Origin of the sequence: Pseudomonas sp. UBA3149, from assembly GCF_002364655.1 — a bacterium.
Taxonomy (GTDB): Bacteria; Pseudomonadota; Gammaproteobacteria; order Pseudomonadales; family Pseudomonadaceae; genus Chryseomonas; species Chryseomonas luteola.
Genome location: NZ_DEYV01000026.1, coordinates 34,730 through 54,980 on the forward strand (window position 1 = coordinate 34,730; position 20,251 = coordinate 54,980).

17 protein-coding genes and 1 riboswitch are annotated in these 20,251 nt (G+C 58.5%); of the genes, 7 read left to right on the forward strand and 10 right to left on the reverse strand.

Annotation, left to right across the window (positions count from 1 at the left end; all coding sequences use genetic code 11):
• Positions 1 to 176: 176 nt before the first annotated feature.
• From mpl to ribB, 4 genes are all read left to right on the forward strand, one after another.
• Positions 177 to 1,541, forward strand: coding sequence for a UDP-N-acetylmuramate:L-alanyl-gamma-D-glutamyl-meso-diaminopimelate ligase (mpl, locus tag B3729_RS14750; protein ID WP_286788251.1), 1,365 nt, complete (start codon positions 177 to 179; stop codon positions 1,539 to 1,541).
• Positions 1,538 to 2,167 (forward strand): flavin prenyltransferase UbiX, encoded by a 630-nt coding sequence (gene ubiX, locus B3729_RS14755; protein WP_010796895.1) that lies wholly within the window; start codon positions 1,538 to 1,540, stop codon positions 2,165 to 2,167. Before mpl ends, ubiX begins: the two co-directional genes overlap by 4 nt.
• Complete coding sequence (locus B3729_RS14760) at positions 2,160 to 2,444, forward strand: YceK/YidQ family lipoprotein (protein ID WP_125887338.1); 285 nt, start codon at positions 2,160 to 2,162, stop codon at positions 2,442 to 2,444. Before ubiX ends, B3729_RS14760 begins: the two co-directional genes overlap by 8 nt.
• A gap of 47 nt (positions 2,445 to 2,491) precedes the next feature.
• Positions 2,492 to 2,635, forward strand: a riboswitch (FMN riboswitch).
• Positions 2,636 to 2,716: 81 nt separating this feature from the next.
• Positions 2,717 to 3,376 carry a 3,4-dihydroxy-2-butanone-4-phosphate synthase gene (ribB, locus tag B3729_RS14765; protein WP_374940296.1) on the forward strand — a complete coding sequence of 220 codons (660 nt, stop codon included), beginning with the start codon at positions 2,717 to 2,719 and terminating at the stop codon, positions 3,374 to 3,376.
• 21 nt (positions 3,377 to 3,397) lie between these two features.
• On the opposite strand, the gene B3729_RS14770 is transcribed toward ribB, so the two are convergent.
• On the reverse strand, positions 3,398 to 3,868 hold the full coding sequence (locus B3729_RS14770; RefSeq protein WP_010796898.1) for a YbaK/EbsC family protein: 471 nt from the start codon (positions 3,866 to 3,868) through the stop codon (positions 3,398 to 3,400).
• Between the two features lie 63 nt (positions 3,869 to 3,931).
• Positions 3,932 to 5,308, reverse strand: a complete 1,377-nt coding sequence (locus tag B3729_RS14775) for an L-serine ammonia-lyase (RefSeq protein ID WP_286788252.1) — start codon at positions 5,306 to 5,308, stop codon at positions 3,932 to 3,934.
• Between the two features lie 128 nt (positions 5,309 to 5,436).
• Here B3729_RS14775 and B3729_RS14780 point away from each other — a divergent pair, with 128 nt between their 5' ends.
• Positions 5,437 to 6,372 (forward strand): LysR substrate-binding domain-containing protein, encoded by a 936-nt coding sequence (locus B3729_RS14780; RefSeq protein WP_010796900.1) that lies wholly within the window; start codon positions 5,437 to 5,439, stop codon positions 6,370 to 6,372.
• Here B3729_RS14780 and B3729_RS14785 read toward each other — a convergent pair.
• The 3 genes from B3729_RS14785 to B3729_RS14795 form a co-directional block, all read right to left on the reverse strand.
• A complete protein-coding gene (locus tag B3729_RS14785) occupies positions 6,352 to 6,993 on the reverse strand; it encodes an oxidoreductase (RefSeq protein ID WP_074823364.1) in 642 nt (213 codons plus the stop codon). The two genes, B3729_RS14780 and B3729_RS14785, sit on opposite strands and share 21 nt — an antisense overlap.
• A 121-nt stretch (positions 6,994 to 7,114) precedes the next feature.
• Positions 7,115 to 8,878, reverse strand: a complete 1,764-nt coding sequence (locus B3729_RS14790; RefSeq protein ID WP_286788253.1) for a C13 family peptidase — start codon at positions 8,876 to 8,878, stop codon at positions 7,115 to 7,117.
• Positions 8,808 to 10,370, reverse strand: a complete 1,563-nt coding sequence (locus B3729_RS14795; protein WP_286788254.1) for a histidine kinase — start codon at positions 10,368 to 10,370, stop codon at positions 8,808 to 8,810. The genes B3729_RS14790 and B3729_RS14795 overlap by 71 nt, the downstream gene beginning before the upstream one ends.
• Positions 10,371 to 10,537: 167 nt before the next feature.
• Here B3729_RS14795 and serB point away from each other — a divergent pair, with 167 nt between their 5' ends.
• Positions 10,538 to 11,734 (forward strand): phosphoserine phosphatase SerB, encoded by a 1,197-nt coding sequence (serB, locus tag B3729_RS14800; protein WP_286788255.1) that lies wholly within the window; start codon positions 10,538 to 10,540, stop codon positions 11,732 to 11,734.
• Positions 11,735 to 11,785: 51 nt separating this feature from the next.
• Here serB and B3729_RS14805 read toward each other — a convergent pair whose 3' ends face one another.
• The 5 genes from B3729_RS14805 to B3729_RS14825 form a co-directional block, all read right to left on the reverse strand.
• Entirely contained in the window at positions 11,786 to 13,870 is a 2,085-nt protein-coding gene (locus tag B3729_RS14805; RefSeq protein ID WP_286788256.1) for an EAL domain-containing response regulator, read from the reverse strand.
• A 56-nt stretch (positions 13,871 to 13,926) separates the two neighbouring features.
• Positions 13,927 to 15,723, reverse strand: coding sequence for a molecular chaperone (locus B3729_RS14810; protein ID WP_286788257.1), 1,797 nt, complete (start codon positions 15,721 to 15,723; stop codon positions 13,927 to 13,929).
• Positions 15,724 to 15,826: 103 nt separating this feature from the next.
• Positions 15,827 to 16,720: an archaetidylserine decarboxylase gene (asd, locus tag B3729_RS14815; RefSeq protein WP_286788423.1), complete on the reverse strand. Its 894-nt coding sequence runs from the start codon at positions 16,718 to 16,720 to the stop codon at positions 15,827 to 15,829.
• A 150-nt stretch (positions 16,721 to 16,870) separates the two neighbouring features.
• Positions 16,871 to 17,683 (reverse strand): thiosulfate sulfurtransferase, encoded by an 813-nt coding sequence (gene rhdA, locus B3729_RS14820; protein ID WP_010796908.1) that lies wholly within the window; start codon positions 17,681 to 17,683, stop codon positions 16,871 to 16,873.
• Positions 17,684 to 17,725: 42 nt separating this feature from the next.
• Positions 17,726 to 19,276: an HDOD domain-containing protein gene (locus tag B3729_RS14825; protein WP_286788258.1), complete on the reverse strand. Its 1,551-nt coding sequence runs from the start codon at positions 19,274 to 19,276 to the stop codon at positions 17,726 to 17,728.
• Positions 19,277 to 19,390: 114 nt separating this feature from the next.
• On the opposite strand from B3729_RS14825, the gene motA reads away from it, so the two are divergent.
• The gene (gene motA / locus B3729_RS14830) at positions 19,391 to 20,242 is read left to right on the forward strand and encodes a flagellar motor stator protein MotA (protein WP_010796910.1); all 852 of its coding nucleotides are present in this window, start codon (positions 19,391 to 19,393) and stop codon (positions 20,240 to 20,242) included.
• Positions 20,243 to 20,251 lie beyond the last annotated feature (9 nt).

The window sequence follows — 20,251 nt, forward strand, 5'->3', positions numbered from 1 at the left end:
GCGATCTACCGCACGGATATCTGCTTTCTTCTCTTTCAAGGTCGGAGCTCGGCTGGGATCAGATGGAATTTCGTGATTCACGAGGCGGATGAACCCATAGAGTCCTGACGGCGCTGTGCTAACCTTCGGCTCGTTTTCAATGGGGCTGCCAGGGCCTCGCTTGTCAGGGGTTATTCATGCATATCCACATTCTCGGCATCTGCGGGACATTCATGGGCTCTCTGGCCGTGCTGGCCAAGGAGTTGGGTCATCGGGTGACCGGTTCCGATGCCAATGTCTATCCGCCCATGAGTACGCAGCTGGAGGCACAGGGTATCGAGCTGATGCAGGGATACGAGCCTGCCCACCTTGAACCGGCGCCGGATCTGGTCGTGATCGGCAACGCACTCTCCCGGGGTAATCCGGCTGTGGAGCATGTCCTGAACAAGGGGTTGCCCTATGTATCCGGACCGCAATGGCTGGCAGATCATGTATTGCAGGGACGCTGGGTTCTGGCTGTAGCGGGTACCCACGGCAAGACCACCACCACGAGCATGCTAGCCTGGGTGCTGGAGCATGCAGGCATGAGCCCGGGCTTCTTGATTGGCGGTGTACCCCAAAATTTTGGGATATCCGCCCGGCTGGGCGGAACGCCTTTCTTTGTCGTAGAGGCTGACGAGTACGATAGCGCCTTTTTCGATAAGCGCTCCAAATTCGTCCATTATCGACCGCGCACCGCTATCCTGAATAATCTTGAGTTCGATCATGCCGATATCTTTCCTGATCTGGCAGCGATCGAGCGGCAGTTTCATCATCTGGTGCGTACGATTCCAAGTGAAGGACTCATCATTCATCCAACTGCTGAAAAAGCGCTGTCTCATGTCCTGACGATGGGGTGCTGGACGCCGGTTCAGACGACAGGAGAGGGCGGGCAGTGGCAGGCCCGCTTGCTCCATGAGGACGGCTCGTGGTTTGAGGTAATCTTCGATGGGAAGACACAGGGAACGGTTGAGTGGAGTCTGACCGGCCAGCATAACGTAGCCAATGCTCTGGCCACCTTGGCCGCCGCGCGGCATGTAGGCGTCGTGCCGCCTCAAGGGATCGAGGCGTTGAATGCATTCAAGAGCGTCAAGCGCCGAATGGAAACGGTTGCCGAAATCAACGGCGTCACGATCTATGATGACTTCGCCCATCATCCCACGGCCATTGCCACTACGCTTCAAGGATTGCGGGCACGTGTAGGAGAGGAATCCATCATTGCAGTCATCGAGCCACGGTCCAACTCGATGAAGTTGGGCGCCCACCGTGACGGCCTGCCGGACAGTGTTCGACAGGCCGACTCCGTTATCTGGTATGCACCGCCGAACCTGGGGTGGGATCTGGCCGAGACAGCAGCGAATTGCCCTGTCCCGGCGGTTGTTTGCGACTCGCTTGAGGCCATTATCGCGCGCGTTAAAGAGGCGGCGAAAGGCAGGACCCATGTAGTTATCATGAGTAACGGCGGGTTTGGTGGTCTGCACGGCAAGCTGGCTGCTGCGTTGCGTGAAGGAGGCCCTGCATGAGCGGACCGGAACGTATCACCCTGGCAATGACCGGCGCTTCTGGCGCTCAATACGGATTACGGCTGCTTGACTGTCTGGTGCAGGAGGAGCGTGAGGTTCACTTTCTGATCTCCAAGGCTGCACAGCTGGTCATGGCCACTGAGACCGATGTGGCGCTACCGGCTAAACCTCAGGCCATGCAGGCGTTTTTGACAGAATACACTGGTGCTGCGCCCGGGCAGATTCGAGTCTTTGGCCAGAGCGACTGGATGGCGCCTCCGGCGTCAGGTTCCAGTGCGCCGGCAGCCATGGTGGTTTGCCCATGCTCGACCGGTACGCTGTCCGCCATTGCAACAGGTGCCTGCAATAACCTGATCGAGCGCGCTGCCGATGTGGCCATCAAGGAGCGGCGCACCTTGGTTCTAGTACCCAGAGAATCACCATTCTCCAGTATTCATCTGGAAAACATGCTCAAGCTGTCCAACCTGGGCGCGACGATTCTTCCGGCTGCGCCAGGTTTCTATCACCAGCCGCAAACGGTGGATGATCTGATCGACTTTGTCGTGGCCCGGATCCTTAATACGTTGAGTATTCCCCAAGACATGCTGCCCCGGTGGGGCGAGCATCATCTGGTGAGCGATGAGTAGGTTTCTCTGTGCGTGCCTGGTGCTTGTACTGAGTGGCTGCGCCAGCGTCAGCACGCTTAATGCGGGTAAGTCGGGCGCTCCGATCGTTTACTCGGGAACCCGGCTGGACTGGTATGCCATTCAAGGGGGCTGCTGTCCAACGGAGCGCTTTGGCGTAGAGGCTCCCGCCTATCCCGGGTTCGATCTGCCGGGCAGTCTGCTGGTGGACACGGTGTTATTCCCCCTTGCCCTGGCAAAGGTGTTGGGTATCGGGCTGAACGTTCGCGGAGGCAGTTGAGCTATCCCCAGGCATTGGCGAAGGCGGCTTCACTTCGTTATAGTCGGTCGGGTCTTCAGGGCGGGGTGAGATTCCCCACCGGCGGTAAACCACATGGTGGCAAGCCCGCGAGCGCTCCGATACGTCGGAGGTCAGCAGACCTGGTGTGATTCCAGGGCCGACGGTCATAGTCCGGATGAAAGAAGATGCGTTTGTCTGCCTATGCCGCCTGGCATAAGTAGCGTCTGCGCTTTTTGCCCTGAAACGTTCACTCACTCCAACGAGGACGTTTCATGCCTATGCTCGACCCACAACGCCATTCCCGCCTGCATGCTGCTGTAGCAGCCTACCGCGAGGGGCGCCCAGTGCTTTTGCTGGATGATGCCGACCGCGAAAACGAAGCTGATCTGGTAGCCGCTGCCGAAAACCTCACCTTGAGCACGATGGTAAAGATGATCCGGGATGGCAGCGGTATTGTCTGCCTGTGCCTGGATGATGCCAGTGTGCGGTGCCTGGACCTGCCACCCATGGTTAAGAATAACCAGGCACGTCATGGAACAGGGTTTACAGTTTCTATCGAGGCGGCGGAAGGTGTGACTACCGGTGTTTCGGCTGCTGATCGGATGATCACTATTCGGGCCGCGCTGGACTCCTGCGAAGGTCGGAGCCGAATCGTCAGCCCCGGGCATATCTTTCCCTTGCGCGCGCGTGAAGGTGGGGTGCTGACTCGGCGCGGTCATACCGAGGGCTCGGTGGAGCTGGCCATGCTGGCAGGGCTACGTCCGGCGGCCGTATTGTGCGAGCTGATGAACCCTGATGGCAGCATGGCGCGTGGTACTGATGTCGAGCACTACGCGCAGCAGCACGGGATACCTGTGCTGACCATTGAGGAGATCGTGCGTTACCGTGAGGAGGAAGCACTATTGGCATCCCAGTCGGTCAGCGTCGTCTGATGTAGCGCCAATGTCTGCCAGCTACTCGGTCGGTTCCTGGCAGACATCCACCCATTGGGCCTCGACCAGTTCGGCCAGCCGTTGCGGGGTAATGCGCACGGCGCTGTGGATTGCGCCAGCTGCCGGCAGGACCTCATCAAAAGCCTTGAGCGAGCAATCGCAATATACCGGCATGGGCGTTGCCAGTCCGAATGGGCAAACGCCGCCTACCGGATGGCTGGTCAGCAGCTGCACGCGCTCGCCATCCAGCATCTTGGCTTTGCCGCCAAACGTAGCCTTGAGCTTTTTATTGTCCAGTCGTGCATCGCCTCGTGCCACGAGCAGCACCTCAAGCTCACCAATCTTCAGTCCAAGCGTTTTGGCAATTCGCCCCGGCTCGACGCCATGTGCTTCGGCCGCCAGGGCAACGGTTGCGGTGCTGGTTTCAAGCTCAATGATGTGAATATCCGGGGCGTGGGTCGTGAAAAAGTCGCGGACTGAATCCAGGCTCATGAGGGGCTCCCATTCGGTAGAGCTTGGATTCTTGAAAAGCCGGGCGCGTGCGTCAACCCTTGATCAGCATTCAACCATGCTGACAGCGAGCCCACCCCGAGAGGTTTCCTTGTATTTGTCCTGCATGTCGGCACCGGTATCACGCATGGTACGAATGACTCGGTCCAGCGAGATGAAATGTTCTCCGTCACCGCGTAGCGCCATCTGGGCGGCATTGATGGCTTTCACGGCGGCAATGGCATTGCGCTCGATACAGGGCACCTGAACCAGTCCTCCCACCGGGTCGCATGTCAGGCCCAGGTTATGCTCAAGGCCGATTTCCGCAGCATTTTCCACCTGTTCTGGCGTTGCGCCCAGCAGCTCGGCCAGCCCGGCAGCCGCCATGGCACAGGCCGAGCCCACTTCGCCCTGACACCCCACCTCGGCGCCTGAGATCGAGGCATTCTTTTTACACAAGATGCCTACTGCGGCCGCAGCCAGCAGATAGCGCACGACATCTTCATCGTTCGCATCCGGGTTGAATTTCATGTAGTACATCAGTACCGCAGGAATGATGCCCGCCGCGCCATTGGTAGGCGCCGTTACCATGCGACCTCCCGCGGCATTTTCCTCGTTGACCGCCAAGGCGAACAGGTTGACCCACTCCATGGCTGAAAGCGTCGAGCTGATAACGCTCGGGTTGGTCATCGCCCGCAGGCTACGGTGTAGGCGAGCAGCGCGACGTGGGACTTTAAGGCCGCCCGGCAGTACACCTTCATGGGCTAGCCCATTCCGAATACATTCGCGCATGGTCTGCCAGATCTGTAAAAGGCTTGCGCGAATGTCATCCTCACTGCGCCAGGCTTTTTCATTGGCAAGCATAAGGGCGGAAATGGACAACCCATGCTCGCGGCATAAACGGAGCAGCTCCGCTGCGCTGGAGAAATCATAGGGCAGGGCAGTGGTATCCTGATCACGCTGACCGCTGGCCGCCTGTTGGCTGTCGACAACAAAACCGCCGCCCACGGAATAATAAGTCTCCTCGAACAGCTCTCCAGTCTCGCCAAATGCGGTGATGGTCATTGCATTGGGATGGTAAGGCAGGTTCTCATGGAGCAGATGCAGGTCTCGGGTCCAGACGAACTCGATAGGATGGCTACCCCCGAGCATAAGCGTGTTTTCAAGCTTGAGCGTCTGGATACAGGGCTCGATCCGGTCGGGATCAACCCGGTCTGGCCACTCTCCCATCAGCCCCATCAACGTTGCACGGTCAGTCCCGTGCCCGACACCTGTTGCGGACAGAGAGCCATACAGGCGTACTTCTACCCGGCGAGTCTGTTCCAGGCATTGTTGCTCACGTAAGGTGGAGACGAATAATGCACCGGCTCGCATGGGGCCTACCGTGTGAGAGCTGGAAGGACCCACGCCGATTTTAAACAGGTCGAATACGCTGATGGCCATGCTGAAGTCCTGGATTTGAGGTTCAATGGTGACCGTAACGTACGTAACAGTCTGAGGATCATCATGGGAAAAGCGGCCTCCCTGCACAATCGATACGTTCTAAGCGACCCTTTAGTAGAGCTAAACCCATGAGCCGGATCCTGAACGCGCAAACGCAAGCCTGGCTTCAAGTATTTGCCTGTGCGGCACGCCACCTGTCCTTTACCCGCTGCGCCGAGGAGTTGCATGTAACGCCAGGCGCCATTAGCCAGCAGATGCGACAGCTGGAAGAGCGGTTGGGGTTCAAGCTGTTTCACCGAATGGCCCGTGGGCTGGAGCTGACGGCGGAGGGGCAACGGCTGGCCTCAACAGTCAATCAGGCTTCCGGGCTTGTGGATGCGGAGCTGCGGCGGCTGAATGCCGGTCAGTTTGGCGGCGTGCTCCGGCTACGCTCGATTCCTTCCTTTCTCGGCAAATGGGTCATGCCGCGGCTACCCAAGCTGCAGGCTCGCTTTCCGGATATCCAGCTTCGGGTTGTTGCTGAGGACAGTTCATGGTCACTGCGCGAGGGCGAGTTTGACCTTGCCATTGATCTTAATGACGGTAGTTATCCTGGTCTTGCATCCACGTCGTTGCTGGACGAGCAGATATTTCCGGTGTGTGCTCCTTCGCTGTTGGAGGGGCGCCCGCCACTTGATCGTCCCGAGGCGCTGGATCATTACCCATTGCTGCATGACATCACCGCCTGGCGCGGCAGTTATGAATATGCCGAGTGGGAGTTTTACCTGGCGTCCATTGGCGCCCCTGCACTGGATGTCAGGCGAGGTCATACGTTCAATCGCAATCACCTGACTATTGAGGCGGCCATTGCCGGCATGGGGGTTGCCATCGCGCGGCGTCATTTGATCACTAACGAGCTGGAGCGGGGTGCGTTGGTTATTCCCTTCGGGGTATCCGTACCGGCGCGCAAGCGTTATGTCCTGCTTTATGCGCAAGGTGCTCTCGCTGATCCACGTGTACGTTCACTGCATGACTGGCTGGTTGAGGAGGCCCTGGCCAGTGCGTCAACGCCCCAGCCGGCGTAGCTCGTCCGACTCGACAAAACGAACACCGTCGCCTTCCTCCAACGCAAGTCGCCAGAGTGCTCGTGCCAACACGCAGACCTCAATGCCATGCCACTTGCCAGGCAGCAGCTGGGAGAGCGGGGCGGCAATCTGCTCGCCCAACCGCTGCTCGTTACGGGGGCCGAGCAACAGCGAGGGGCGTGCAAAGGTGATCTGCGGCCAGCCTTGATCCTGTAGTGCCTCTTCAAGCTCACCTTTTACCCGGTTGTAAAAGATCGAGGAGGAAGCGTCGGCACCAATGGCACTGATAACCACGAAGTGTCTGGCACCCAGTTCGCGTGCGCGACGTCCGACAGCGATGGGCAGGTCATAATCAATGGCGCGAAAGGCTTCCTGTGAGCCAGCTTTCTTGATCGTGGTGCCCAGGCAGCAAAAGGCCGTATCCAGCGGGCCGGTGAGCTGAGGCAGCACATCCAGCAATTCGCCAACCGGGTTTTCCAGGCGTGGATGAGCAGGAAGTGGTCGGCGGGTGGGCGCCAGGACACGTTGAATGGTTGGCTCATTCAGCAGGCGATCCAGTAAGTGTTCGCCGGTAAGCCCCGTGGCGCCTGTAATCAGGACATGTTGCGGAGTCAGGTGCATCGCAAAGCTCCTTTCGATGAGCATGACTGGCGGAGCAGGTAGGCGGCCCGCGCTTCTGCCCGGTCCGCTTCGTTGTAATGCCCGCCCTTATCCCATCGGACAACATTTCAGAGCGAAAGGCTCATTGCTCTGCAACGTGGCTGGTTGATCCAGCGCGATAGGCCTGCCATTTTTTCAGAACAGCAGGCGGCGCCCAGATCTGCGGCTCCGATGGCTCGAACCCTTGTGCCGCCTCGCGCTCGGCGACACGCTTGCTGGCGATCGAAAATGCCTGCTCGGGATCGTCTGTTGCCTGGAAGGCTTCTGCAAACAAGGCCTTCCCAAAATAAGTGAAGTCCGCTTCGTCCGTGCAGCCAAAAGACGTCCGGTCCGCACGTGAGGCGGTAATGACCATGGTATGGTCATCTTGCAACGGGGGAAGGAAGCCGCCGCTGTAGCAGGCTGAAACGACAACGATCTTGTCGCGGTTCTTCAGCGGCTCAAGCAGGGACGCAAACTCAATGGCCGGCAAGCTGGCCAGTTGCAGACCCGGCTCGCTCAAGGATAAACGATGGTCGGAGGAGCCATGGCTGGTGAGGTAGACAAAGATCAAATCCTCAGGCCCTGAGCGCTCGGCCAGGGTGGCAATGGCGCGATGAAGATTTTCCCGCGTTGCCAGTGGGGTTACGCTTTTAAGATCACGCTGATTGATCAGGCGAACCACGCTACGGGCATTGAAACGATTGACCATCAGCTTGGCGACATAATCGGCTTCACGTTGAAACACGCGCTGATCGCCATCGCCTGCTAGAGTAATACCGTAAAGCTCGGTACTGGCCGTAGAGGGACGGACGTTATTGAGTTCCTGACCCAGGCGCTCGCCTTGTTCCAGTAGCGCAACTTCCATGGGGTCAGGTTGGTAAACACCGTCATCGCTGCGGATGAACTGGCCTTCGCTCCAGAGCCCGCTTTCGCGGCGCCCATCGGCATGGGTGTAGGTGCCATTGCCATCGAACTGGCCGTTCAGGAAGTCACCGATATACACGCTGCCGTCTGCCTCGGTGTATTGCCCCAGCCCATGGTACTGCCAGCTTTTGAAGCTGCCGCTGTAACGGCTGCCATCGCTGCCATGGTACTTGCCTTGGCCGGTCATTTCCCCTTTCTGGAAGGACCCTTCCCAGACATTACCATCTACGCTTTGATAGCGACCCTGGCCGGAGAAAGCACTGTCAACAAAGTTGCCTTCGTACAGATTGCCTTCCTGATCGACCCATTGACCTCTGCCGTTCAGGCGGCCATCCGTGAAAATGCCGTTATATTGACTGCCGTCGCTTTCAGTCCGCGCGCCGCGGCCCTGCATGCGGCCCTCGAAGAAATCACCTTCGTAACGCCAGCCGTCATTGGACTCCAAGACCCCTTTGCCATGGTACATCCCCCGGTGGAAGGAGCCTTCGTAACGTCCGCTGGGGGAGGTCAGCTGCCCTTGGCCCTCATAGAGGCCATGGTGAAAGCGGCCTCGATAGCGGGTGCCATCCACAAAAAACCGCTCGCCCAGGCCTTCGGCCAGGCCGTCTCTGAACGAGGCCCGCAGCCAGTTGCCATTGGCCCAATCGAGGCGCCCCTCACCTTGTAGGCGTCCGCGCTCCACATCGCCGTGGTAGACCGAGCCATCCGGCAGACGGATCTCGGCTGCCTGAGCGAAAGGGGCGGGAAGAATTACGAGGCTCATGGCGAGCCCCAGGGGAAGAAGCGCTCGGGTCGCCCGATAGGGCGGCCTTACCATCCAGAGGGAACGGCCCTGATGGATGCGGGCCGCCAGCCGGCGTGTGCCGGCTTTAACGGGATTCGAGACGAACCAGATGGCGTTCAAGGGTAGACGAATAGGGTTCAAGCAGGCGTTCGACACAGCTGGCACCTTCTGGACTCGCAATAGAGCGGATTCGGGCACGCTGGCGCAGCAGTTCATCATCGGCGATGCTGCGCTCGACCAGGAGCAGGTTGCGACTGTGCCGACTGAGTGCGATAGCGTTCCGGACCGTGTCGTTATTGAGCAGCTCGGGCAGCTTCAGGTTCACTAGACGTTCGCCCTGCGTCAGACCCAGCTGCAGTTGCAGCGTGATCCCGCTGTCGGCTACTTCGACCTGAAGGGCATGGCCCAGCGCTCGCATGATTTCACCGCAGCACAAGGCATGAGTCAGATAATCATCTTCGCCCTGGGTTTCGTGGAAAAGGATCAGGCTGCCGCCATCGATGAGGCTATGCAGTTCACCCTTGTACAGCGAGGTGGCCTGCTCCAGGCAATCCCTGTAACGCTCCAGAAGACTGACCAGACGCGCGCGGGGCAGCTTGCGTAACTGCTCTTGAGACCCGAGCTGGATCGCCAGTACCGCGCTGGAAACGATGTCGGGTTCTGACGCCATGGCCGGTGTAACGGGCTCGGCGGCTGCCGCTGTCTCTACAACTTCGTTTTCTACCTCGTCCGGCATGACATCGGCAAAGGCGTCTTCGTCGAACTCGTCGTCACCGTCTTCGGTAGTCACCGGTGCTTTGGCCGGTTTCTTAGCGGCTGCGGCAGCCTTGCGTGGTGAGGTGGAGCGAACCTTGATACCGGCGCTTTCATCGAGGAACGGGTTGTCCTCGTCGCCTTCTACCGGAGCTGCTGCCTTAGCTTTCTTGGACGGTTTAACCGGTGCCGGTTTGGGTTTTTCCGAGACCAACCGCGCCTGGAGCTGACGTGCCAAGTCACCAATTTCATCCTGACGACCAACGCTGGGAGCCGGATCATCCGGGTCACGCAGCCAGACGCGCAGCTCCAGCAGGGGCGTGGAAATGTTGCGGCCCAGGCGAAGGCTGAGAATCAGAGTCAGCATCAACAGAATAAGCGCCAACAATCCCATGTTTTGCAGGCTGATCACCATGGGTTGCTGGAACTGATTCATGTCCAGACTGATACGCAGCTGGCCAGTGGTCACGTCTTGAAACTTGATCGACGTGGAGTAGATGCCTTCCGCCTCGCCCAGAAGATTGCGCGTCGGGCGGGTGCCTGCTTCGGCCAGTACACGATTATCCGGGCTGAACACTGCCGCGTGGGCAACCAGCGGATTACGCGCCAGATTGCCCAAGAGCACGTTGAGGCTCAGCGTATCGTTGGATACCAGCAGCTCCGTCGCTGAGGCGGCCGTCTGGGTAACCAGCGTCTGACCTACGGCATCGGCCTGCTGCTGCATGGCATGCCGGAACTGCAAGGCCACGACAACGGCATAGATCACCAGGGCGGCGATGACGAGAATAAGGCTATGGGAAACAATGCGGAGCGCGATAGGAACACGGCGCTGGCGCATTGCACGAAACAGCAGAACGAAGAAATTGTCGGGCTTGACGGTCGCGTGCCGGGTCACTGGTGAATTCTTTGGGCAAAAATGTGGGGCGAAGTATAACCAGCGACCAGAGGTCGTTAAAGCGTACTAACCGAGTCCGTCAACCACTCGTCTGCGTATGGGTGGTTCTGCACCGTTTTCGGAAACAGGTAGAATCGGGTTTTTGACCCCTTGGTGGAGGCTGCGCCTTGCGAGACATTCTTCTCATTACCAGCACCGGGTATGCCGGACCCGGCTTGAGTGCTGCATTGACGAGCGTAGTGGCCGAGTCAGGCGCAGCGTTGCTGGATATTCGTCAGAGTCGTGTGCAGGGGGCCGTAACACTTGCGTTGCTCATCAAGTTGCCCGAAGGCGCTGATGCCGCTGCCTTGGGTGAAGCGCTCGAACTGCGCGCTGCGGCCTTGGGAGCGAGAGTGCATCTGGCTGCTCTGGATGCAGAGGCTTATGCCGCGTGGCAGGCCAGCGAGTTGGCTCCTCGCCATATCCTGACGCTCATGGGACGCCAGCTGGACGCCCACCAGGTTCAGCATGTGAGCGAACTTGTCGAGTCCCACGGTATGACCATTGAGCGTATCGAGCGGCTGTCGGCACCTGACGCCAGGGAGCGTGCTGCGCTGGAATTTACGCTGGCGGGTGAGCCGCAGGATCTGGAGGGGCTCAAGGCTGCCTTTTTCGCTGCGATCCAGAACCTTGAGATGGATATCGGATTTCAGGCTGACACGCTGTTCCGCCGCCATCGGCGACTGGCCGTATTCGATATGGATTCAACATTGATCCAGGCGGAAGTCATTGATGAGCTGGCCAAGGCCGCTGGTATCGGAGAGCGGGTTGCCGCCATTACCGAGCGAGCCATGCGCGGTGAGCTCGATTTCAGGGCCAGCTTCAAGGAGCGACTCGCCCTGCTCAACGGCCTGCCTGAAACGGTACTCGAAGACATCGGTGCAGGGCTGCGCCTGACCGAAGGCGCCGAGCGACTGTTTTCCGAGCTCAAGCGATTGGGATACAAGACCGCCATCCTGTCCGGCGGTTTTACTTACTTTGCCCGTCAGATCCAGGCTCGGCTGGGCATCGATTATGTCTATGCCAACGAGTTGGAAACAGTGGACGGCAAGGTGACCGGTGTGGCGGTAGAGCCCATTGTGGACGCGCAGCGCAAGGCCGATCTGCTGCGTGAACTGGCCATGAAGGAAGGGCTGAGCCTTGAACAGACCATTGCCGTAGGGGATGGGGCAAACGACTTGCCTATGCTGGGTCTGGCCGGGTTGGGCGTTGCCTTTCGCGCCAAGCCGCTTGTGCGTCAGTCGGCGCGCCAGTCAATTACAACACTGGGTTTGGATGGCGTGCTGTATCTGCTGGGTGTCAGAGACCGAGACCACGTGCTTTGATCAGGCGCTGAAAGAAAAGCCGGCTATTGCCGGCTTTTTCATGTCTGCCGCTTATTCGTCCGCGACGAATTCATAGTTCATTGCCTGGCTGGGTTCCTGCAGGTAGTAACCCTGGATGTAATTCACACCAGACTGCCAGAGCGTTGCGAGGATCGTGGCGTTTTCAACGAACGGCACGATGCACAGCTTTTTATGCTCTTGAATGCCGCTAATGAGGTTTTTCAGCGTTTCCTGGTTTTCCGGATTGCCCAGGTCGCGGACATACGAGCCGTCTACCTTAAGGAAATCGATTGGAACCTGCTTGAGAATATTGAACGGCGCCAATGCACAGCCGAATTGACCTAGAGTGACGCGATGCCCCAGCTTTTTCAGGCCGTTGGCCATGATCTTGGTCTGGTTGAGGTGAGCCAGAGCATTGGCCTCGCTGATTTGGAAGATCAGGGATTCAGCCGGTAAGCGAGCGGCCTGCAAGGCCGCCTGCAGCCAGAGCAGGAGTCTTGCGTCCTGTAGCGAGGCGGCGGACAGGTGAATGAACAGGCAGGTATCGTGCCCACGGGCGCGGTGGTCGACCAATACCTTGATGGCGTTATGGATTACCCATCGGTCTATCTTTGCACTTAATCCGCTTTCTTCCGCTACCCGGAAGAACTCGGCCGGCGGTACTTCTTCGTTCTGAGTATTGTTCAGGCGGAGCAGCACTTCATAGTGCTCGCGGCTGTCACCACGCAGGCTGATGAGTGGCTGGAAGAGCAGGCGGAAACGGCTCTGTTCCAGCGCCTGTTGCACAATGGCAATCAGGCTGCCTCGGCTGGCCGCTGCGGCCAGTTCTTCTGCCGGGTCGTATCGTTTGATGGCATTACCGCCCTGTTTGGCAATCATCAGGGCGCAGCGGTGAGCGCGGTCCATGATTTCGTGCGCATTGACGGTCTGCTCATCAAGAGCCGTCAAGCCAATGGAATAGGAGGGTTGCAAGGCCCGCTTGTTGATTTCAATGGGCTGTGACACCGCTTGACGGAGCAGTGGTTTCAGGCGGCTTTCAAGCTGCTCAGCAGTGCCGCCCTGAACCAGGACGGCAAATGCATCATCGCTGAACCGTGCAAGCACCGCCGGCGGTACAAAGTGCTCTTTCAGCTGGTTGGCCAGGGCGGCCAGCAGCGCATCAATGTCGGAAATGCCGATTTCAGCGAGGATGGCCGCGTACCGGTCCAGCTGCAGGTAGGCGAAGCTGGCTGTCTGACCGTGCTGGACCACTTTCTCCATTTCCGCTTCCAGCGCCTCCACAAGCCGGGTGCGATTCAGCAGACCGGTGACAGGGTCTACGCTGGTAGCTTCTCGCAGCTTTTCTTCCAGCTCGGCATCGTTCTGGTCGCCGTCACGGATGACAACCTGAATGCAGGGCTCATCTTCGTAGGTGGCTGGAGAGAAGCTCATGTCCGCCGTGAAGGTAGAGCCATCGGCGCGCAAGCCCTGGCAGAGGAAGCGGGCTGTGCCGTTGGCTTCGGGATCGTTGGAGTATTGCTTGAGAAAATCGCGAAACGCCTGCTGGTCATCGCTTGCCACCAGATCAATGACCGGCATCCCTTCCAGTTCTTCCACATCCGTATAGCCGAAGAGCTGCAGGTAAATGGGATTGGCATGAACATGCATCCCGTCATGGACATAGGCGATGGCATCTTCGGAGCTTTGCAAAAGCAATTGGCATCGCTTTTCTGCTTCATGCAGGGCTAGTTCGGCGGTGCGATAGGCACGCCGCACTTCCAGATTGCCAATCTCGCGCCGGGATACGAGCACGAGTCGTTCGTCTTCACCCAGCGGGACGGCATCCTGAGCCCCATTCAGTAAAGCCTGGGTAATCGCGTCGGGCTCTTCAGGGTCGACCAGCTGGATAACCGGAATATCCTTGGCCTGGCGCTTGATGGTCTTGAGCGCCTCGTGAGGAGAAAGCTCTTCACAGTTGGGCGCCGCAATGAGCAGGTCCCAACTCTGCTGAAGTGCAGTGGCCAGCTCGTCCGGCTCTGTGACGCACTGTGCCCGGGTTGCGCAGCCCGCATTTCGAAACAGACTTACCAGTCGCTCGGCTTCATTCTGTGACTCCTCAACAATGAGCAGGCGGATGGTCTTCTTTTCGATAGCCATAGGTCTACGTATGAACCCGGACAGTTAAAGCGGTTAATAATCGAAGAGGCTGGAATCTACAGAGACTTCCATAAGGAGTCAAAATCGTCCTCTGTGTTGGAGGACGGTCCCTGGCTTCCCGGCCTGGGTGTTTCTGGCGTCGGTCGCGCCTGCTCCAGCAGACGATATTCGAAGACGCTGAAGCTAACGGTAGCATTTTGACGCCTTGTCAGCATGCCTTGTTGCTCGACTCCCTTCTGATTGATCTGAACCTTGCTGCCTTCCTGGAAGGGCAGACGCGGGGCAATAAGAGAGGGAGACTGGTCTATGGCCTTGATTTCTGGAAGCAGCAGGCCCCTCAGATATTGGCTATGTTGCTCGGTCTTGCGAAGCAGCTGCAATCCACAGGGGCGAGCCGTAGGCGCCAGCAGCTCAACGCCCATCTGGGTGCCGCTGCCAGGGACCTGCCGTATCCAGCGAATGACTGCAATCCCCCAGCTGTTCTCGTTCAGGCCGCGCAGCCCCAGCACTTCACCCGCTTGCAGTTGGTCCGGCACTTCCCCAGGCCAGCTGACGCAGTAGCCGCCCGGACTGTGATTGACGATGGGCAGCGAGAAGAGGGGGTAGGTTTTATCCAGCTCAATCTGTTCGCTTTTCACATCCACAGGCGTGTCGTAGTGGATTTCCTCATGCGCGTCCAAACTTGTATTGTGCTCGGCATCGAAGGCCAGTGACCATACATCCGACGTCTTCTCGGCCGGGGCAAAGTCCGGCTTGGACTTGGGCGGTTCCGGCAGGTTGAGCGTCTGGGCAAAGGCTACGCGACCCGAAAGGTGATAGTGCAGCGCACTCATGCCAATGCAGATCTCCAGGCGTCCTTGACCCGGGGTGCGCTGAAAGGCCCGGTCGGATTCCTGCCCCCATGCCGCGCGCAGGTGTTGCAGCAGGTCCGTGCTGATGTCCGGCTGCACTGGCAGGCGTGCACGGCTGCGCTCCTCCGGTGGCAATGCCAGATAATCAGAAATCTGGCTGACCAATACCTGTGTTGACAGGCCTAGCAGGCCGCTCAGGCTGGCCTCCTTGAGGAGGGTTCGGTAACGTGGCGGCGCATCGATCTGAGGTGCGACTACAAACAGTACGCCTGGCTGGTCAGCGGGTTTTATCTGCACGAGATTTGCCCATTGATCGAGGTACTCGACCAGCTGGGCAATCTGACGCTGGCGCATCTGGTTACACCGCGCTGCCCCAAATAACAGCGGGACAGCATAGGCCTCCTGCAAACTCTGGCCGTCAGGGCGCGTCAGTAGGTCGTCCCGTACACGCTGGCCCTGCAGGTTGAGACGCAGGGCGATCTGGAAGAGCTGATGCAGCTCCAGCCAGAGATGATCGGCTGCTGGGGTATACAATTGGGCTGCGCGAATCAGCGGGCCGTAAAGGCCTTTCATGGCGCGCTGTAGGGCCAATGGCAACAGGCTGGCCCGATCACGCGAGGGCGTATTGAGTTCGTCGACCACCACCAACTTGTAGCCTGCCGCCATATGGTTCTGTAGCGCCTGACACAGGTTGGCTACCTTGCGTGAGCGCTCGTCCAGCACAATGGGCTGGTCAAGAACATGGCGTTCGAGCATGACACACGTCCGGTTCACTTCCGGTCGCAATAACTCAAGCATGCGCAGACGTTGATCGTTCGACTGGATCAGCTGGTTGATTTCCAGCATCCCCTGGTACAACAGACGCGCCACTTCCCCGAGCTTTGCTCGCGGCAATTGGTCCAGCCAGCGTTTCAATCCGGCGGGGCTGGCTTCGCAGAACGTAAGGCTCCGCTGCGTGGGCGTCGGTACCCGCAGCAACTGCTGAGGGCCTTTACTATCCATTGACTGTCGGTTCTCCAGACTGAGCGGCGATAACAGTCATTATCCCCAATATTCAACTACTGGACGCCAGCGGTATCGGGCTAGCGTCCCTGTGTCGCAGGTGTCAGACGTCTCCCAACAGAGGCTCGATAACCTCGGCGACCTTGGGCGAGCCAATCTGCTGTCCCATATTGACCGTGCTGAAGGCGCCTAGCTCCTGAGCCCAGTTCACTTGATCAGGGCCAAACAGGACGATAACCGTGGAGCCCAGCTTGAAACGGCCCATTTCTTCACCTTTTTTTAGATGAATGGGCGCACGTGCCGCTTCGTCGTAACGTGTTGTTTTCAACATGCGCTTGGGTGGTGTCACCATACCGGCCCAAACGGTCTCGATACTGGCCACGATCATGGCACCGACCAGAATCATGGCCATCGGACCGCGTTCGGTATCGAAGATGCACACGACACGCTCATTGCGGGCAAACAATTCCGGAACGTTCTCGGCGGTCAGGTGATTGACCGAAAAGATTCGCCCGGGTACATACACCATCTCTTTCAGCGTGCCGGCAATAGGCATGTGTACGCGGTGATAGTCCTTGGGCGATAAGTAGATCGTCGCGAACGATCCACCCATGAACGGTGCAGCCCGTTGGGCATCACCACCTACAAGCTCCAGCAGACTGTAGCTATGCCCCTTGGCCTGGAAAATACGGCCATGCTCGACCTGACCGATCTGGCTGACTTCGCCGTCGCTCGGGCTGACAATGGCTGTCGGATCTTCCGGTAGCGGACGTGCATCTGGCTTTAAGCTGCGGGTAAAGAATGCATTGAAGTTTTCGTATGCCGTCAGGTCTTCGACCTGAGCCTGGCGCATATCCACGTCGTAGCGACGAGCAAACCATGCCGTCAGGGCATTCTTGAACCAGGGCATCCGGCACTCGGCGAAGCCGCCAATCAACCGTGACAGGAAGTGATGAGGCAGTACGTGCTGGCTAAGAATGAACAGGCGGTCTTTCAAATTCATGGTGTGTCCTTGAGCGGCAATATATGAAGCGTGAACCCGCGGGCGAGGCCAGACAAGGCAAAACAGAAAAGGCCGGGTCAGATTGCCGTGACCCAGTTCTCGTTTCATTGTACAGCCATTCGGCTCGCTGCTGGAAACCTGCTATCAGCGTTCGACCGGTGTATCCGGATGATTTCCCCATTCTCCCCAGGAGCCGGCATAACCCTTGATTCGGGGGTAGCCCAGCGCCTTGGCGACCAGATAGGTAAATCCCGAGCGGTGGTGCGTCTGGCAATGGGTAATCACTTCCTTATCGGGCGTGATCCCCAAGGCATTAAGTGTTTCGGCCATATCGCTGCGGATACGCAGGCTATGTGCCGGGTCCATGCCGGCCGTCCACTCGAAATTGATGGCGCCCGGGATATGCCCGCCCTTGGCTGCCAGGACTTTTTCGCCTCGATATTCCTGTGGCCCGCGTGCATCCCAGATGGCCAGATCTTCCGCACCCAAGCGGCTCTGCAGATACTCACGCGTTGCAGTAGGCTCATCATGCAGCGTGAGGTTAACCGGCGTATCCACCGGCGGTGGCACATCCTGCGTCAATGGCAGGCCCGCTTCGATCCAGGCATGACGGCCGCCGTTAAGGTAATGGTAGCGGTGATGACCGATCACATCCAGCAACCAGATGAACCGTCCTGCCCAGCCACCGCCTTCGTCGTCATACACGACATAAACGGCCTCAGGGCGATGGCCCAGTTCGCTGAACAACATTTCCAGGTCGGCTTTTTCAGGGAGAAGCCCTGGCGCTGGAGGTTTGCCCAATTGTGTACGCTGGGGCGCAATGAAGTGGGCGCCGGGCACATGCCCCTCGGCATAATGCGCAGCGCTGGATAGATCGACCAGAATCAGCTCCGGCGTGTCGAGGCGGGCGGCAAGGTCGGCAGGCTCGATCACGAGCGGCAGGTCTGTAAAGGACATATCAGGTCATCCGGTCTGAAATCATGGGTTCGATTGTAGCGATCATGTGAGTCGTTGGGCGTAACTCGTCACGCCACGCTCGATGCAGGTGACAGTTTTATTGATAGCCTGCTGGTCGCGCTCGGAAAACGGCTCGCCTCCGTTGTCAATGATAGCCAGCATCGAAACGCGACCTTTGTTGCCCATCGAGCGCAGCACCATGTGTGAGTGTGGAAACAGGGCTTGCAGATTACCAGGCAGGTGAGGGCGAAACTGAGCGCTGTTCTCCGGGGTAATACGAAGTTGGGCGGGATCGCTCATCAGCTTGCGCAGCAGGGGATGATTGTTGATAGGCAGCTGAAGCCCCTTGGCTGCTTCGGGCAGGCCATGGATGCCTTGGGCCATGAGCACTGTTTGGTCCGCATCGGGTGTCAACAGGAGCAGGCGTGGCAGGCCGGTTGCCGCCAAGGCATCCCTGGCGCAAGCCGTCAGCTGGATGCCGTTGCTAAAGGAACTGGGCGTCTTTACCAGTTCGGCACAATATCGGCGCCATGCGTCCAGCCCATCGCCTGTCGTTTGGTTATTGGCCGCGGCTGATTGGGTGTCAGGCGCGGCCTTCCTGTTTGAGTGCAGGCGTCTTGCATCCCAGGGCCAGATCAGGGCTTCGGCCGGATGCCAAAGGCCTGGAATGAACTGTTGGCGAGCATGCTGCGCGGCGGCCTGATGGGTGACCTGCTGAATATGATCCAGTGACTCATGCATATAGAGGCCGACCAGCCGTTGCCAGCGGAGGATATGCGGGTTGCTCCAGCTCTGGTGGGCAGCTACGGCCAGACCATTTGCCAACAGAATCGTGTTGCCGGGCTGGGTGAGCCACCGACGTAGCGGCAAATCCTCATCCAAGCGCTGTTGCTGCTGAAGAGGATGGGCATCGTTGTGGGCAATGTGCAGCGCCTTGACCAGGCGGCGACGGTCCTTCACCAGCAGGCGATATCCGTCTACAACCCAAGCGGGCAGGCTCCAGCGCTCGGCTAGGGTCAGGCACAGGTCCAGAAGGGGTACGCCAAGCAGCTCCTGCTCGACCGTGATGGCCGGCTCGTTGTTGCCCAGTACCCGCTGCTCCCATTCTTCCCAGACTTCTGGATAAGCCTGAGCCAGTGGCCACACGGGCGCCAGGAACAGAAGCGTAGAGAGACGAACCTCCTGGCGCAGGCGGGCCAGGGTATTGCCGAAGAGGCCATTGGCCTGCGCCATGGCGTGTTCGCTGATCAACAGGAGCTGCGAGAGGGCTGGCGAGTATTTCTCTTTAGCTTCCGACGGAAGTGCCGATAACAGGTACTCAGCGGGACCCAGCCCGAGCCGGCTCAAGGCTACTTCCAGCGAAACCGCAGGATTCTCCCGGCCAAGCTGGCTTCGGTTGGACTCCCTTAGCAGCACCAGCGACAGGATCGGTGACTGAAGCGCCACCTCGGCAATTTCAGGAACGGTCTTGTTGCCATTGGCAAGAGCCCTGCGGACATCTTCCTTGACTTCCTGGGGTACGGATAAACGTACGCTTTCCAGCCTTTTCAGCCAGGCGTCGAGCGTATTTGGACGAGCGGTAGTAATGGACATAGAGAGCTCGCATGAATGGCTTACAGAAATACCTACAGTCTGGCGCAGATTATCCGATAACTAAATCAGCAGCCTCTTTGTGGGCCCTTGTTTAACTAGAAGTGTTTGAAAATCATGGTCAAGATCATCGGCATTATCGTTGTCATCGGTAGCATACTCGCAGGCTTCGTGCTGTCGGGCGGCAGTATCATGGCTCTCGTGCATCCTTACGAAGTGCTGACGATTGGTGGCGCTTCGTTGGGTGCCTTTTTACAGGCCAACTCGGGCAGCACCTTCAAGATCGTGTTTAAGAAGTCTTTGTCCATGTTTGGTCATCGCTTCACTCATGCGTACTACCTGGACGTGCTCAAGCTGCTCTACGAAATCCTCAACAAGAGCCGTCGTGAGGGCATGATGTCCATCGAGGGCGATATTGAAGAGCCTAACGAAAGCCCGATCTTCAGCAAATACCCAGCCATCCTCAAAGATGCACGGATGACAGCCTTCATCACTGATTATCTGCGTCTGATGTCGTCTGGCAATATGGCTCCGCACGAGTTGGAAGGGTTGTTCGACATGGAGCTGAATAGCACCAAGGCTGACCTTGAGCATCCTTCTCATGCCGTAGCCAAGATCGCCGATGGTATGCCAGCCATGGGTATTGTGGCAGCGGTACTGGGTATCGTAATTACCATGGGCCTGTTGGCCGAAGGGGACACCATCAAGATTGGTGCGAGCGTAGGTACCGCCCTGGTAGGTACGTTCCTGGGTATTCTGGCGTCCTACGGCTTCTTTGCACCCTTGGCGGCCTCGCTCGAGCATGACGCCAAGGAAGAACTGAACGTTCTCGAGTCCATCAAGGCCACCCTGGTTGCTTCCGCATCGGGCATGCCGCCAACCGTGGCTGTCGAGTTCGGTCGTAAAGTCCTGTATCCCGCCCATCGCCCAAGCTTCATCGAGCTTGAGCAAGCAATGCGCGGCGCGTGAGGTTAAGCC

What these genes read in the sequence shown, in the direction of transcription:
- mpl (WP_286788251.1), top strand. Translation starts at nt 177, where the DNA reads ATGCATATCCACATTCTCGGCATCTGCGGGACATTCATGGGCTCTCTG.
- ubiX (WP_010796895.1), top strand. Translation starts at nt 1,538, where the DNA reads ATGAGCGGACCGGAACGTATCACCCTGGCAATGACCGGCGCTTCTGGC.
- B3729_RS14760 (WP_125887338.1), top strand. Translation starts at nt 2,160, where the DNA reads ATGAGTAGGTTTCTCTGTGCGTGCCTGGTGCTTGTACTGAGTGGCTGC.
- ribB (WP_374940296.1), top strand. Translation starts at nt 2,717, where the DNA reads ATGCCTATGCTCGACCCACAACGCCATTCCCGCCTGCATGCTGCTGTA.
- B3729_RS14770 (WP_010796898.1), bottom strand. Translation starts at nt 3,868, where the DNA reads ATGAGCCTGGATTCAGTCCGCGACTTTTTCACGACCCACGCCCCGGAT.
- B3729_RS14775 (WP_286788252.1), bottom strand. Translation starts at nt 5,308, where the DNA reads ATGGCCATCAGCGTATTCGACCTGTTTAAAATCGGCGTGGGTCCTTCC.
- B3729_RS14780 (WP_010796900.1), top strand. Translation starts at nt 5,437, where the DNA reads ATGAGCCGGATCCTGAACGCGCAAACGCAAGCCTGGCTTCAAGTATTT.
- B3729_RS14785 (WP_074823364.1), bottom strand. Translation starts at nt 6,993, where the DNA reads ATGCACCTGACTCCGCAACATGTCCTGATTACAGGCGCCACGGGGCTT.
- B3729_RS14805 (WP_286788256.1), bottom strand. Translation starts at nt 13,870, where the DNA reads ATGGCTATCGAAAAGAAGACCATCCGCCTGCTCATTGTTGAGGAGTCA.
- B3729_RS14810 (WP_286788257.1), bottom strand. Translation starts at nt 15,723, where the DNA reads ATGGATAGTAAAGGCCCTCAGCAGTTGCTGCGGGTACCGACGCCCACG.
- rhdA (WP_010796908.1), bottom strand. Translation starts at nt 17,683, where the DNA reads ATGTCCTTTACAGACCTGCCGCTCGTGATCGAGCCTGCCGACCTTGCC.
- B3729_RS14825 (WP_286788258.1), bottom strand. Translation starts at nt 19,276, where the DNA reads ATGTCCATTACTACCGCTCGTCCAAATACGCTCGACGCCTGGCTGAAA.
- motA (WP_010796910.1), top strand. Translation starts at nt 19,391, where the DNA reads ATGGTCAAGATCATCGGCATTATCGTTGTCATCGGTAGCATACTCGCA.